Source organism: Streptomyces bikiniensis (genome assembly GCF_000716625.1).
GTDB classification, from domain to species: domain Bacteria; phylum Actinomycetota; class Actinomycetes; order Streptomycetales; family Streptomycetaceae; genus Streptomyces; species Streptomyces bikiniensis.
Map to the genome: position 1 here is coordinate 36,667 of NZ_JNXJ01000007.1, position 13,978 is coordinate 50,644.

The 13,978-nt window shown below is 75.4% G+C and carries 10 protein-coding genes; 4 read left to right on the forward strand and 6 right to left on the reverse strand.

The window, feature by feature from the left end; all coding sequences use genetic code 11:
* Nucleotide 1 precedes the first annotated feature (1 nt).
* From OO47_RS06750 to OO47_RS06765, 4 genes are read left to right on the forward strand one after another with little or no spacing between them, the layout of a single operon-like run.
* On the forward strand, nucleotides 2-1,063 hold the full coding sequence (locus OO47_RS06750; RefSeq protein ID WP_030217795.1) for an ABC transporter permease: 1,062 nt from the start codon (nucleotides 2-4) through the stop codon (nucleotides 1,061-1,063).
* Complete coding sequence (locus OO47_RS06755; RefSeq protein ID WP_030217796.1) at nucleotides 1,060-2,034, forward strand: ABC transporter permease; 975 nt, start codon at nucleotides 1,060-1,062, stop codon at nucleotides 2,032-2,034. The genes OO47_RS06750 and OO47_RS06755 overlap by 4 nt, the downstream gene beginning before the upstream one ends.
* Entirely contained in the window at nucleotides 2,031-2,996 is a 966-nt protein-coding gene (locus tag OO47_RS06760; RefSeq protein WP_030217798.1) for an ABC transporter ATP-binding protein, read from the forward strand. The genes OO47_RS06755 and OO47_RS06760 overlap by 4 nt, the downstream gene beginning before the upstream one ends.
* On the forward strand, nucleotides 2,993-4,009 hold the full coding sequence (locus OO47_RS06765; RefSeq protein ID WP_051716202.1) for an ABC transporter ATP-binding protein: 1,017 nt from the start codon (nucleotides 2,993-2,995) through the stop codon (nucleotides 4,007-4,009). Before OO47_RS06760 ends, OO47_RS06765 begins: the two co-directional genes overlap by 4 nt.
* Before the next feature lie 16 nt (nucleotides 4,010-4,025).
* Here OO47_RS06765 and OO47_RS06770 read toward each other — a convergent pair whose 3' ends face one another.
* The 6 genes from OO47_RS06770 to infB all read right to left on the reverse strand — a co-directional run bounded on the left by OO47_RS06770 (nucleotide 4,026) and on the right by infB (nucleotide 13,968).
* Nucleotides 4,026-4,994, reverse strand: coding sequence for a bifunctional riboflavin kinase/FAD synthetase (locus tag OO47_RS06770; RefSeq protein ID WP_030217800.1), 969 nt, complete (start codon nucleotides 4,992-4,994; stop codon nucleotides 4,026-4,028).
* Nucleotides 4,995-5,025: 31 nt separating this feature from the next.
* The gene (locus OO47_RS06775) at nucleotides 5,026-8,865 is read right to left on the reverse strand and encodes a trypsin-like peptidase domain-containing protein (protein ID WP_030217801.1); all 3,840 of its coding nucleotides are present in this window, start codon (nucleotides 8,863-8,865) and stop codon (nucleotides 5,026-5,028) included.
* Between the two features lie 204 nt (nucleotides 8,866-9,069).
* Nucleotides 9,070-9,969: a tRNA pseudouridine(55) synthase TruB gene (truB, locus tag OO47_RS06780; protein ID WP_030217802.1), complete on the reverse strand. Its 900-nt coding sequence runs from the start codon at nucleotides 9,967-9,969 to the stop codon at nucleotides 9,070-9,072.
* Nucleotides 9,966-10,406, reverse strand: coding sequence for a 30S ribosome-binding factor RbfA (rbfA, locus tag OO47_RS06785; protein WP_030217803.1), 441 nt, complete (start codon nucleotides 10,404-10,406; stop codon nucleotides 9,966-9,968). The genes truB and rbfA overlap by 4 nt, the downstream gene beginning before the upstream one ends.
* 30 nt (nucleotides 10,407-10,436) lie before the next feature.
* Entirely contained in the window at nucleotides 10,437-10,730 is a 294-nt protein-coding gene (locus OO47_RS06790) for a DUF503 domain-containing protein (RefSeq protein WP_030217805.1), read from the reverse strand.
* 148 nt (nucleotides 10,731-10,878) lie between these two features.
* Nucleotides 10,879-13,968, reverse strand: coding sequence for a translation initiation factor IF-2 (gene infB, locus OO47_RS34730; RefSeq protein ID WP_078489511.1), 3,090 nt, complete (start codon nucleotides 13,966-13,968; stop codon nucleotides 10,879-10,881).
* Between the last annotated feature and the right edge of the window lie 10 nt (nucleotides 13,969-13,978).

Here is a 13,978-nt window from a genome sequence, read left to right on the forward strand (position 1 = left end):
CGTGGCGACGACCAGCACCCCGGCCGACGCGGTGCGGGCCGACCAGGCCCGCGCCGCGGACGGCGCGCCCCGCACCGGCGCCTCCTCCGGCTACCTCCGCCACGCGGCGGGGAAGCTGGGCGGCGCGCTCGTCTCGCTCTTCGCCGTGCTCGTCACCAGCTTCTTCCTGTTCCGGATCATCCCCGGCGACCCGGTGAAGGCGATGACCCACGGCGTGCCCACCTCGGCCGAGCAACTGGCCACGCTGCGGCGCCAGTTCGGGCTCGACCTGCCGCTCTGGCAGCAGTTCACCGACTACTGCGCGAAGGCCCTGACGGGCGACCTGGGCACCTCGTTCCAGTTCCGCGCCCCCGTCGGGGAGCTGATCTGGGAGAAGCTGCCGGCGACGCTGCTGCTCACCGGCGTCGCGGTGGTGGTCTACTCGGCGCTCGGGCTGTGGCTCGGGACCCGCTCGGCCTGGCGCCACGGCGGCCTCGGGGACAAGCTGAACACCGGGATCGCGCTGACCCTGTGGTCGGTGCCGTCCTTCTGGCTCGGCCTGCTCCTCATCATCGTGTTCTCCGTCGGCACGGGCCCGGTCCCGGGACTCTTCCCGACCGGCGGCATGGAGTCGGGCATGGGCGAGACCGGTCTCGCGTACGTCCTGGACGTCGCCCACCACCTGGTCCTGCCGGTGGTGACCCTGGTGGCGGTCGGCTACGCGCAGACGCTGCTCGTGATGCGCTCCTCGCTCCTGGACGAGATGGGCGGCGACTACCTGACGACGGCGCGGGCGAAGGGGCTGCGCGACGACGTCGTGCGCCGCAGGCACGCCGTGCCGAACGCGCTGCTCCCGACCGTGACCATGGTCTTCATCAACCTGGGCCACGTGGCGGCCGGTTCGATCCTGGTGGAGACGGTGTTCTCCTGGCCGGGGCTCGGCGGGCTGTTCTACCAGGCGCTCAGCGTGCCCGACCTGCCGCTCGTGCAGGGCCTGTTCGTGGTCTTCGCCGGAGCGATGATCCTGATGAACCTGCTCGCCGACCTGCTCTATCCGCTGCTCGACCCCCGGGTGGGCCGATGACCTCCTCCACGACCTCCGCGACACCCGCGCCGGAACCCCTGGAACCCCCTCCCGCCGTCCCCGGGTCCGTACGGAAGCCGCTCTCCGCGGCCTCCCTCGCCCGGCAGCGCCGCAAGGCCTCGGCGGTCCGCTTCTGGAAGCAGTACCGCACCCACCGCGCCGGGCTCTACGGTCTCGCCGGGCTCGTCCTGATCGCCCTGCTCGCGCTCGCCGCCCCGCTGCTCGTCGGCGCCGACGTGCAGTCGGTGACGGCGGCGCCGGGCACGGCCCTGGAGTCCCCGAGCACCGAGTTCCCGCTCGGCACCGACCAGTTCGGGCGCTCGCTGCTCGGGCTGCTGATCTGGGGCGCGCGGATCTCGCTGCTCGTCGGTCTGCTCGCGGCGGCCCTCTCGGTCGCCATCGGCACCCTGGTGGGGATCGTCGCCGGGCACTACGGCGGCTGGTTCTCGACCGTCGTCATGCGGATCACCGACTGGTTCCTGGTGATGCCGGCCCTCGTCCTGGCGATCGTGCTCGCCACCGTGATGTCCCGCTCGATGTGGACGGTGGTCCTGGCGATCGGGGTGACCTCGTGGCCGACCACCGCCCGTCTGGTGCGGGCGCAGACCATCGCGGTGGAGTCCCGCCCGTACATCGAGCGGGCGACCGCGCTCGGCGGCGGCCACCGGCACGTCATGACCCGGCACGTGCTGCCGAACGTGATGCCGCTGGTCCTCGCGCAGACCACGCTCGGCATCTCGACCGCCATCCTCACCGAGGCCACCCTCGCCTTCCTCGGCCTGGGCGACCCGACGGTGGTCTCCTGGGGCGGGATGCTCCAGGACGCCCGCGAGGCCGGCGCGGTCTCGTCCGGGCACTGGTGGTACCTGGCCCCGCCCGGGATCGCGATCGCCCTGGTGGCGCTCGCCTTCACGCTGTGCGGCCGGGCCGTCGAGTCCGTGCTCAACCCGAAGCTGGGGGTGGGGCGATGAGCCTGTTGGAGGTACGGGACCTCAGGGTGACGTACGGGTCGGGTGCGGCGGCCGTGCCCGCCGTGCGCGGGGTGGACCTGACCCTGGAGGCGGGGACGAAGCTGGGCGTGGCCGGCGAGTCCGGCTGCGGCAAGTCCACGCTCGCGCTCGCGCTGCTCCGGCTGCTCCCGGCGTCGGCGCGCCTGGAGGGCGAGGTCCTGCTCGACGGCGAGGACGTCCTCGCGATGTCGTGGGGGCGGCTGCGGGCCGTGCGCTGGGCGGGCGCGTCGATCGTCTTCCAGGGCGCGATGCACTCGCTGAACGCGGTGCACCGGATCGGGGACCAGATCGCGGAGCCGCTGCTCGTGCACGGCCGGGCGACCCCGGCGGCGGCCCGCGCGCGGGTCGGGGAACTCCTCGAACACGTCGGTCTGCCCGCCGCCCGCGCCGCCGCGTATCCGCACGAGCTGTCCGGCGGTCAGCGGCAGCGCGTGATGATCGCGATGGCGCTCGCCTGCGATCCGCGGCTGATCGTGGCGGACGAGCCGACGACCGCGCTCGACGTGATGATCCAGGCGCAGATCCTGCGCCTGATCGAGGGCCTGGTCGCCGAGCAGTCGATCAGCCTCCTGATGATCAGCCACGACCTGGCGGTCCTCGCCGACACCTGCGACCGACTCGCCGTGATGTACGCGGGCCGGGTCGTCGAGGAGGGTCCGGCGCGGGAGGTGTACGAGGCGGCCGCGCACCCCTACGGGCGGGCGCTGTCCTCGGCGTTCCCGCGCATCGGGGACCCCGCGTCCCGGCGGGCGCCGCGTGGTCTGCCGGGCGATCCGCCGGATCCGGCCGCCCTGCCGGGCGGCTGCACCTTCCACCCGCGCTGCCCGGTGGCGCTCGACGCCTGCGGGGAGCTCGACCAGGAACTGCGGGAGGCGGGCGCGGGGCGCCGGGCCGCCTGCGTGCACGTGGGGAGCGCTTCATGAGGACGGACACCACCGCGCGTACGGAGCCGGGGACGGCGACCGGGGCGCTGCTCTCGGCGCGGGACCTGCGCGTGGTCTTCCCCGGGCGCCGCGGCGCGCCGCCCGCGCGGGCGGTGGACGGGGTGGACCTGGACGTCGGCGCGGGCGAGATCGTGGCGCTCGTCGGGGAGTCGGGCTGCGGCAAGACGACCCTGGCCCGCTCGCTGCTCGGCCTGGTCCGGCCCACGTCGGGCACGGTCGCCTTCGACGGGAAGCCGCTCGCGTACTCCTCCGGGGCGCTGAGGTCCTACCGGAAGCGGGCGCAGCTGGTCCTCCAGGACCCGAGCGGTTCGCTGAACCCCCGGCACACGGTGTACGACGCGGTGGCGGAGGGGCTGCGGATCCACGGGTACGCGGGGGACGAGCGGGCCGCCGTGGCCGAGGCCCTGGCGCGGGCCGGACTGCGCCCGCCGGAGCGCTTCTTCCTGCGCTACCCGCACGAGCTGTCCGGCGGGCAGCGGCAGCGGGTGGTCATCGCGGGCGCGCTGGTCCTGGAGCCCGAACTGATCGTCGCGGACGAGCCGGTGGCCTCCCTGGACGCGTCCGTACGGGGCGAGATCCTGGCGCTGCTGCTGCGGCTGCGCGACGAACTGGGCCTGTCGGCCCTGGTGGTGACGCACGACCTGGGCCTCGCGTGGAACATCGCGGACCGGGTGGCGGTGATGTACCTGGGCCGGGTCGTGGAGACGGGCCCGGTGGAGTCCGTACTGACGAACCCCCGGCACCCGTACACGCGGGCGCTGCTCTCGGTGCTCCCCGAGTCCGAGGGGGCGCCGGTGGTGCTGACGGGCGAGCCCCCGGACCCGTCCCGGATCCCCTCCGGCTGCCGTTTCCACGCCCGCTGCCAGGTCCTCGCCTCGGGCGCGGCGGAGGCGGTCGCGGACCGGTGCCGGGGCGAGGACCTGCCGGTCCTGCCCGGCGGCGGGGCGGGGGCGGTGGCCTGCCACTGGGTGAAGGGGGGCGGGGCGGGCTGAGGAGCCCCCGAGGGGGTCAGACCTGCTGCGGGTGCTCCCGGTCGTACTCCCCCGTCAGCTCGCGGCAGCGCTTCACGTCGTCGGCCATCGCCAGGAGCAGGTCGTCCAGGGTGTCGAACTTGAGCATCCCGCGCACGTACGCCAGGAAGTCGACGGCCACGTGCAGCCCGTACAGGTCGAGGCCCTCGCGGTCGATCGCGTACGCCTCGACGGTCCGTTCGGTGCCGTCGAACTGCGGGTTCGTGCCGACCGAGATGGCCGCCGGCATCCGCTCCCCGGCGGCCGTCAGCCAGCCCGCGTAGACGCCGTCGGCCGGGATCGCGGTGTGCGGCAGGGTCTCGACGTTGGCGGTCGGGAAGCCGAGCTCGCGGCCGCGCTGGGCGCCGCGGACCACGACGCCCTCGACGCGGTGCGGGCGGCCGAGGATCTCGGCGGCCCCGGCCATGTCGCCCTCGGCGACCAGGCGGCGGGTGAGGGTGGAGGAGAAGGGCTCGCCGCCGCCCGCGCTGCCGCTGACGTACAGGTCGACGACCTCGACCTCGTAGTCGTAGGTGGCGCCGAGCTCGGCGAGGAAGTCGACGTTGCCGGCGGCCCGGTGGCCGAAGCGGAAGTTGGGGCCCTCGATGACGGCCTTGGCGTGCAGCTTGTCGACGAGGACCTTGACGATGAAGTCGGCCGGGGAGAGCTGGGAGAACTCGGCGGTGAACGGCAGCACGAGCACCGCGTCCACGCCGAGCCCGGCCATCAGCTCGGCGCGCCGGTGGTGGGGGGCGAGCAGCGGCGGGTGGCTGCCGGGCCGCACGACCTCGGAGGGGTGCGGGTCGAAGGTGACCACGACGCAGGGGACGCCGAGCTCGCGGGCGCGCTCGACGGCCCGCCCGACGATCAGCTGGTGCCCGCGGTGCACCCCGTCGTAGGAGCCGATGGTGACGACGCTGCGCCCCCAGTCCTGGGGGATGTCCTCCAAACCACGCCAGCGCTGCACTGTGACCGCTCCTCGTCCGCCTGTTCGCCGATTACGCAGGTCTAAGACTGCCATGCCCACGCCCGTCGGCACGCATCGGCATGGAAGTGCCGGGGAAGCGCAGCGCGTCGAGGGTCTCGATGCCGAGGAGCGGGGCCCAGTCGCCGGGGGCGGCGACGATCCAGCCGCCGAGGAGTTCGGTGAAGACGGGCCACTCGCGGACGAGGGAGGCGAGGAGCCGGTCGAGCCGCGCGGCGCCCTCGGCGGTGCGGACGCACAGCAGGCCGGCCCGGTGGGTGAGCCGCCGGGTGCGGGGCTCGCTGCGCCGCTCCGCGTCCTCGGCGGCGGCCGTCAGAAGCGCCTCCAGGACGGAGGTCTCCCCGGCCTCGGCCTCGTACCGCTCGTGGTCCAGGAGTACGTCGAGCAGTTCGGCCCGCAGGTGGCGGGAGGCGCCGGTGCCGGGGGCGGCGAGCACGGGGGCGAGGGCGCGGCGGAGGGGGACGGACCGGCTCCGGACCAGATCGCCGACCAGCGGGAGCAGTACGGTCCCGGCCTCGGGCCCGGCTTCGAGGCGCCGGTCGACGAAGGCGGCCACCTGCGGGGCGTCCCCGGGGCGCAGGAGGGCGTGGTCGCGGACGAGGGCGGCGACGCGGCGGGCGAGGGCGGGCGCGTCGATCCCGGCGAGGGCCGCCAGGACGGCGGAGGGGGCCCCGCCGGGGGCGTCGAGGACGTCCTCGGGGTGGGTGGCGAGGGCTTCCACGAGGGCGTCCACGGGGACCCCCGGCTCGATCGCGGCGCGCGGGAGGTGGCGGGCGCGGGACTCCGGGTCGCGGATCAGGAGGCCGAGGGCGGCGCCGTGCAGGTCCCGGTCGGCGGGGCGGGCGAGGAGGGCGAGGGCGGCGTAGCGCAGGAGTTCGCGGTCGGCGGGGGCGGTGGCGCGGCCGGCGACCAGGTGCCCGTACGCGGCGGCCGCGGCACGCCGCTCCGGGCGCCCGTCGTCGTGGGCCCAGCGGTCGACGGCCCGGCAGAGGGCGGCGGTCTCGTCCCGGGCGAGCGCGGTGAGGAGGCCTTCGGCGAGGGGGTGGGCGGTGGCGACGAGCGCTTCGCACAGGTCGTCCACGGCGAGGTGCCGGTGGGCGTGCAGGAGGGCCTGGGCGCCGGTGGCGACGGTGGCGTGCGGGGCGGCGGGCAGCGGCCGCGCGTCGCCGAACCAGCGGCACAGGAGCGGCTGGACGCCCCGGGGGTCGGCGGCGAGCAGCCCGGCGACCGCGGCGAACCAGCGGTCCTCGCCGGGCGGGTCGGCGGTGACGAGCCGGCGCAGCAGGTCGATCCGCTCGTCCTCGCCGACCGCGAGGCCCCGCCAGAACTCCGGCCCGAAGGCGGCGAAGGCGGGGCGGCGTCCCGGGCGGGCGCCGATCCGGTCGGCGAGCAGCCGCAGGACGGGCAGGCAGGGCCGGGGGTCCGGCACGCGCCGCAGGCCCTCCCCGAGCAGCCGCGCGGCCCACCAGGCCCCGTCCCCGTCGTCCTCCCCGGCGTCCGCGAACCGGGCGAGCGCCTCGACGAGCCCCGCGAGCCGCGGCACGGACCCGCCCGCCCCGCGCTCCCGGTGTTCGAGCAGCAGCGCCTGGAGCACGGGCCCGATCCGGTGCCGGGGCACGGGGGGCGCCTGCGCACGCCCGGCGCCCCCGGCACCTCCGGGTTCCCCGCCGGCCGGCCCGGGGAGGGGGGCCGGGGGCACGGCGGAGGCGGGGGCGCCGGGCCCCGGCGGCGCTCCGGAGACGTCCGGGGCCGTACGGGGCCCGGGCACGCCCGGTCCCGCCGGGGAGCCGGGGGCTTCGGGACCTGTGACGGCTCCGGGACCGGCGGGGAAGCCGGGGGCGTCCGGGCTTGCGGGGGCGTCGGGGGCGCCCGCCCCGTCGAGGAGCCGGGGGCCTGCTTCCGCACCGCCGGGGGCGTCCGGAGGCGCGAAGGGCCCGGCAGCGGCCGTACTGCCCGGACCCCGGGGGTGCGCGGCCCCCGGGCCGGGGATGCTCGGGGGCGCGTCCGGTGTCCGGTTCCCGTGGTGGACGTGGACCAGGGCGTGGAGGGCCGTGTCCAGGTCCAGGTGGGCAGCCTGGAGCCAGTCGGAGAGCTCCTCGTGGGCGAAGCGGTAGCCGGAGCCCGCCGGGACGAGGAGGCCCTCGGTGAGGACGGCCGGGGCCCAGCCCTCCCGCCAGGGGAACAGCTCCTCGAAGGAGGCGCGGTCGAGGACGCCGTGGCCGGGGCCGAGGCACCGGCGGGCCGCCTCGTGGACCCGGCCGGTCACGCGCGCGGCGAGCCGGCGGACGGCGGTCCCCCGGATCAGGGGCCGGGTCCCGGCGGCGATCCGGACGGCGATCCGCAGGCACATCAGGTCCAGGTGGGCCGTGAAGACCTCTTCGCGGCAGGGCCTCCCGGGCACCTCCCCGGGCAGCGCGGCCCGGACCTCGGCGAGCAGCCGCAGGGCGAGCGGGTGCCGGGCGTCCGCCTCGGCGAGGTCCGTCTCGCGGAGCCCGTACCCCTCGCGTACGGCCCGGGCCTCCGCCTCGGTGTACGGGCCGAGGACGACGGCCGGGGGGAGCCCGTTCCCGCCGTCCCCGCTCCCGCCGTTCCCGCTTCCGTCACCCCCGCTCCCGTCCCCCCTGCTTCCGCCGCTCCCGTCGCCCCCGGCGGCGGGGCGGTGCAGGGCCCCGGAGCCGTAGAGCGCGCCCGCCCGCTCCCAGTGCTCGGGGCGGCAGGCGGTGGCGAGCCGGACCCCGTGGGCACGGAGCCACCGCTCGGTGGCCCCGGTCCAGGCGGGGAGCCGGTGGGCGAGGAGCGGGGGCATCTCCTCGGGGCCGTCGAGGACGACGAGGAGCGGCCGGCCGGCCTCCCGGGCGAGGGCGGCGGCCCGCTCGGGGGTGGCGGTGGCAGTGTCGCCGAGGGCTCCGGAGGCGGCGACGATGCGGCCGGCCCGCTCCAGGGCGCGGCCGACGGCGTCGGCGAGGGAGTGGTCCTCGGCGCGCAGGTCGGCGCCGCGCAGCCGGACGGTGGGGGCCGGGGCCTCGCCCCGGGCACGGCGGGCGCAGAGCGCGGCGAGGGCGGTGGTGCGGCCGGTGCCGGGGGCGCCGACCAGGGCGAGGACGGGGGCGTCCCCGGTGGTGAAGCGGTCGAGTTCGCGGGCGCACGCGGCGCGCTCGACGGGTTCGGGCCAGGGGCCGGGGTCGCCCACGGGGCCGGTGGAGGTGGCGGTGAGCTCCAGGATCCCGGCGAGGTTGAGGTCGGGGCCGTAGGCGGGGACCGTGGCGGCGTTGCGCCGCAGCAGATCGGTGAGCGGGCCGTCGGGCCGGAGCGGGACCGCGTACCCGGCGGCTCTGCGGCCGCCGTGGAGGGCGGTGCCGAGGACGGCGAGGACGGTGCCGGTGGCGGTGTCGAGGACGGGGCTTCCGGCGGCCCGGCCGCCGCGCCGGAGCGCCTCGGCGCCCTCGGTGCCGATGGCGAGCTCCAGGGCCCGGTCGAGGTCGTGGAAGCGGTCGGCGGCGGTGTACGTGACGGCGGCGGGGCCGAGGACGCGGGCCTCGCGCCAGCCGTGGGCCTCGATCCGGACGTACGTGCCGGGCTCGATCTCGGGGCGGGTGGCGAGCGGCAGGGGGCGGACGCCGAGCCCTTCGCTGCGGACGAGGGCGAGTCCGCTCTCGGGCAGGGGGGTGACGGCCCCGGCCTCGGCGAGCCAGCTGCGGTCATCGGGGGCGCGGAGCAGCACGCGGCTGAGTCCGTCGACGGCTTCGTGGCTGGTGACGACCGTTCCGTGGTGGTCGGCGAGGAAACCGGTGCCGCGCGTCCGCCCCGCCGGATCGCAGATCCGCACCAGCGTCGCCAGGTCCCCGCGTCCCATGGTGACGACGGTAGGCGGCCCGTGAGCGCACGACGGCGTGCGGAGAAGAACGCGCCCCCTCGCACTCCCCTTTTCGCCCCGAGCGCCTCCCCGGCGGGGTGAATTTCCGTGACTTTCGCGGACAAGGACCCGTGGGGGAACGAGAGTGGGGCGGGTACGCGCGCGCGTACCCGCCCCACTCATGGGCCGAGGCCCGTCGGTTCGTCAGCCGAAGACGGCCAGGCTCTTCGCCTTGCCCCGCTGGTCCTCGACCAGGGCGAGCAGCTTCCCCTCCGGTCCGAAGACCGCGACGGGGCCCTTCGGGTACTCCGGCATCTCCAGGCGCACGCCGTTGAGCAGCAGCCGGGCCCGCTTCTCGTCCACGTCCCAGCGCGGGAACGCCGCCGCGGCCGCGTCCGCGACCGGCATGACCGTCAGCTCCTCCTGGAGCCGGTCCAGGGTCCTGGCCGAGTCCAGCTTGTACGGGCCGACCCGGGTGCGGCGCAGCGCGGTCAGGTGTCCGCCCACGCCGAGCCCGGCGCCGAGGTCCCGGGCGAGCGCCCGGATGTACGTACCGGAGGAGCAGACCACCGAGACGACCAGGTCGACCACGGGGGTGCCGTCCTCGGCGACGGCCTCGCGGACGTCGTACACGCGGAAGGAGGAGACGGTGACCGGGCGGGCCGGGATCTCGAACTCCTCGCCGCCGCGCACGCGCGCGTACGACCGCTTGCCGTCGATCTTGATCGCGGAGACCTTCGACGGCACCTGCATGATGGCGCCGGTCAGCTCCGCCACACCGGCGTCGATCTGCTCGCGGGTGACCTTCGACGCGTCGACCGACGCCGTGATCTCGCCCTCGGCGTCGTCGGTGATCGTGGTCTGGCCCAGGCGGACGGTGCCCAGGTACTCCTTCTCGGTCAGCGCGAGGTGACCGAGGAGCTTGGTCGCCCGCTCCACGCCGAGGACGAGGACGCCCGTGGCCATGGGGTCGAGCGTTCCGGCGTGGCCGACGCGGCGGGTCTTCGCGATCCCGCGCATCTTGGCCACGACGTCGTGCGAAGTGAAGCCCGACGGCTTGTCGACGATGACGAGGCCGTCGGGCGTGGGGGTCCTGTCGCTCATTCGGCGGTGTCGTCCTCGCCCGGCTTCTTGTACGGGTCGGCTTCGCCCGCGAAGGAGGCGCCCGAGGACGCCTCCCGCACCTGGGCGTCGGAGGCGCGCGCCTTGTCGAGGAGGTCCTCGATGGTGCGGGCGTTCTCCGGGAGGGCGTCGGCCACGAAGGTCAGCGTCGGGGTGAACTTGGTCCCCGCCGCCCGGCCCACGGCCGAGCGGAGGATGCCCTTGGCGCTCTCCAGGCCGGCCGCGGCGCTCGCGCGGTCCTCGTCGTCGCCGTAGACCGTGTAGAAGACCGTGGCCTCCCGCAGGTCACCGGTGACGCGGGTGTCCGTGATGGTCACGTGCGTACCCAGGCGGGGGTCCTTGATGCCGCGCTGCAGCTTCTCGGCGACCACCTCCCGGATGAGGTCCGCCAGCTTCTTCGCCCGCGCGTTGTCGGCCACTGGTCCTTCTCCTTCTCGCCTTGCTCAAAATCAGTCTTCATCAGTGTGGAGCCTGCGGCGCACCGACAGCAGCTCCACCTCCGGCCGGGCGGCGACGAGCCGCTCGCACCGGTCCAGCACGTCGCTGAGGTGGCCCGGGTCCCCCGTCACCATCGCGACGCCGATCTCGGCCCGCCGGTGGAGGTCCTGGCCGCCGACCTCCGCCGCGCTCACCGCGAACTTGCGCTGGAGCTCGGCGACGATCGGCCTGACGACGGAGCGCTTCTCCTTCAGCGACCGTACGTCGCCGAGGAGCAGATCGAAGGACAGTGTCCCCACGTACATGTGTGTCCGGATGTCCCGCCGGTTCGGGGTCAGTGGCCCCGCCCACCAGAGGGCGGGTACACCGGGAACCGTACACGCAACGGCCGGGGCCGATCGACGGAATAAGTTCCGCCGACCGGCCCCTGCTCACTGCTGCGATCGGACGCGATCAGGCGCGCGGCTTCTCGCGCATCTCGTACGTCGCGATGACGTCGTCGACCTTGATGTCGTTGAAGTTTCCGAGGTTGATACCACCCTCGAAGCCCTCGCGGATCTCGGTGACGTCGTCCTTGAACCGGCGCAGACCCTCGATGTTGAGGTTCTCCGCGATGACCTTGCCGTCGCGGATGAGGCGCGCCTTGGTGTTGCGCTTGACCTCGCCCGAACGGATGAGGACACCGGCGATGTTGCCCAGCTTGGACGAGCGGAAGACCTCGCGGATCTCCGCCGTGCCGAGCTCGACCTCTTCGTACTCCGGCTTGAGGAGGCCCTTGAGCGCCGCCTCGATCTCCTCGATCGCCTGGTAGATGACCGAGTAGTACCGGACGTCGACGCCCTCGCGCTCCGCCATCTGCGCGGCACGGCCGGCCGCGCGGACGTTGTAGCCGATGACGATGGCGTCGGAGCCCATGGCCAGGTCGATGTCCGACTCGGTGACCGCACCCACACCGCGGTGCAGGACGCGGATGTCGACCTCTTCGCCGACGTCGAGCTGGAGCAGCGAGGACTCCAGGGCCTCGACCGCACCGGACGCGTCGCCCTTGATGATGAGGTTGAGTTCCTGGACGAGACCGGCCTTGAGCACCTTGTCGAGGTCCTCCAGGGACACCCGGCGGACGCGCTTGGCGAAGGCGGCGTTGCGCTCCCGCGCCGCGCGCTTCTCGGCGATCTGGCGGGCCGTGCGGTCCTCGTCGACGACCAGGAAGTTGTCGCCGGCACCCGGGACGTTGGTGAGGCCCAGGACGAGGACGGGAGTCGACGGGGTCGCCTCCTCGACGTTGTTGCCCTTGTCGTCGAGCATCGCCCGGACGCGGCCGTACGCGTCGCCGACCACCATCGTGTCGCCGATGCGCAGCGTTCCGCGCTGGACCAGGACGGTCGAGACCGCACCGCGGCCGCGGTCGAGGTGGGACTCGATCGCGATGCCCTGCGCGTCCTGGTTCGGGTTGGCCCGCAGGTCGAGCGAGGCGTCGGCGGTGAGGACGACGGCCTCGAGCAGGGAGTCGATGTGCAGACCCTGCTTGGCGGAGATGTCGACGAACATCGTGTCGCCGCCGTACTCCTCGGCCACCAGACCGAACTCGGTCAGCTGGCCGCGGACCTTGGTCGGGTCGGCACCCTCGACGTCGATCTTGTTGACCGCGACGACGATCGGGACGCCGGCGGCCTTGGCGTGGTTGAGCGCCTCGATCGTCTGCGGCATGACGCCGTCGTTGGCCGCGACCACGAGGATCGCGATGTCGGTCGACTTCGCACCACGGGCACGCATGGCGGTGAACGCCTCGTGACCCGGGGTGTCGATGAACGTGATGCGACGCTCTTCGCCGTTGACCTCGGTGCCCACCTGGTAGGCGCCGATGTGCTGGGTGATGCCGCCGGCCTCGCCCGCGACCACGTTGGTCTTGCGGATCGCGTCGAGGAGGCGGGTCTTTCCGTGGTCGACGTGACCCATGACGGTCACGACCGGCGGACGGGAGACCAGGGCCTCTTCGCCACCCTCGTCCTCGCCGAACTCGATGTCGAAGGACTCCAGCAGCTCGCGGTCCTCCTCCTCGGGGCTGACGATCTGAACCTGGTAGTTCATCTCGTCGCCGAGGAGCTGCAGCGTCTCGTCGGAGACGGACTGCGTGGCCGTGACCATCTCGCCGAGGTTCATCATGACCGCGACGAGCGACGCCGGGTTGGCGCCGATCTTCTCCGCGAAGTCGGTGAGGGACGCACCGCGCGACAGGCGAATGGCTTCGCCGTTGCCGCGGGGCAGCATCACGCCGCCCACGGACGGGGCCTGCATGGCCTCGTACTCCTGGCGCCTCTGACGCTTCGACTTGCGACCGCGACGCGCGGGACCGCCGGGACGGCCGAAGGCGCCCTGCGTGCCACCACGGCCACCGGGGCCGCCGGGACGGCCGCCGAAGCCGCCGGGACGACCGCCGAAGCCGCCGCCACCGCCGGGACCACCCGGACGACCGCCGCCGCCACCGGGACCACCGGGACGGCCGGCGAAGCCGCCGCCGCCACCGCCGGGACCGGCCGGACGACCGGCGAAGCCGGGACGACCGCCGCCGCCGCCGGGACCGCCCGGACGACCGCCGGGGCCACCGGGACCACGGCCGCCGGGGCCGGGACGCGGACCCGCGGCGGGACGCTGCGGCATCATGCCCGGGTTCGGACGGTTGCCGCCGGGCGCGCCGCCCGGACGGGGAGCCTGCGGACGGGGCATGCCGCCCGGAGTGGGGCGAGCGCCGCCCGGGGCGCCGGGGCCGCCGGAACGCTGTGCGCCGCCGGGGCCGCCCTGCGGACGCGGGGCGCCCGGAACGGCACCGGGGCCGCCGGGACGCGGGGCACCGCCACCGGGACGGGGCGACTGCGGCCGCGCCATGCCGGTGGAGCCGCCCGAGGTGAACGGGTTGTTGCCCGGACGGGGACCGGCCGGACGGGCACCGCCCGGACGGGGGGCCTGCTGGCCGCCGGGGCGCGGCGCGCCCTGGCCCTGCGGGCGGGGCGCCTGCTGGCCCGGACGGGCGGCCGGGCGGGGGCCCGGGGTCGCGCCGGCGGGACGCTGCTGACCGGCGGCGGGGGCCGCCGGAGGCGCGGTGAACTCCGGGGTGGTCGGAGCCGGGGAGGCCGGCGCCGGCTTCGGCGCGGCCGCGGGCTTCGGACCCGGGGTGGGACGCGGGCCGGGGGCGGCCGGCGTCGAGGGCTTCTCCGCAGCCGCGGGCTTGGGCGCCGGGGTGGGCGCGCCAGGCTTCGGGGCGGCGGGACGTGCAGCCTGCGCCGGGGACGGCGCGGGGGATGCCTGCGCCGGCTTCGGCGCGGCGGGGGTGGGCGTCGCCTTGCGGGGCGCGCCGGGCTTGGCAGCGGTCTTGCCGGCGTTGCCACCGGGACCCTGCAAAGCGTCAGTCAACTTGCGCACGACCGGCGCCTCGATCGTCGAGGACGCCGAACGGACGAATTCACCGAGTTCTTGGAGCTTGGCCATGACGACCTTGCTCTCCACGCCGAACTCCTTGGCGAGTTCGTATACCCGGACCTTAGCCACTTCGCTCCTT

Bases quoted from the DNA above. Each gene is read 5' to 3' on its own strand.
- OO47_RS06755 (WP_030217796.1), top strand. From the start codon at position 1,060: ATGACCTCCTCCACGACCTCCGCGACACCCGCGCCGGAACCCCTGGAA.
- OO47_RS06760 (WP_030217798.1), top strand. From the start codon at position 2,031: ATGAGCCTGTTGGAGGTACGGGACCTCAGGGTGACGTACGGGTCGGGT.
- OO47_RS06765 (WP_051716202.1), top strand. From the start codon at position 2,993: ATGAGGACGGACACCACCGCGCGTACGGAGCCGGGGACGGCGACCGGG.
- OO47_RS06775 (WP_030217801.1), bottom strand. From the start codon at position 8,865: ATGGGACGCGGGGACCTGGCGACGCTGGTGCGGATCTGCGATCCGGCG.
- truB (WP_030217802.1), bottom strand. From the start codon at position 9,969: ATGAGCGACAGGACCCCCACGCCCGACGGCCTCGTCATCGTCGACAAG.
- OO47_RS06790 (WP_030217805.1), bottom strand. From the start codon at position 10,730: ATGTACGTGGGGACACTGTCCTTCGATCTGCTCCTCGGCGACGTACGG.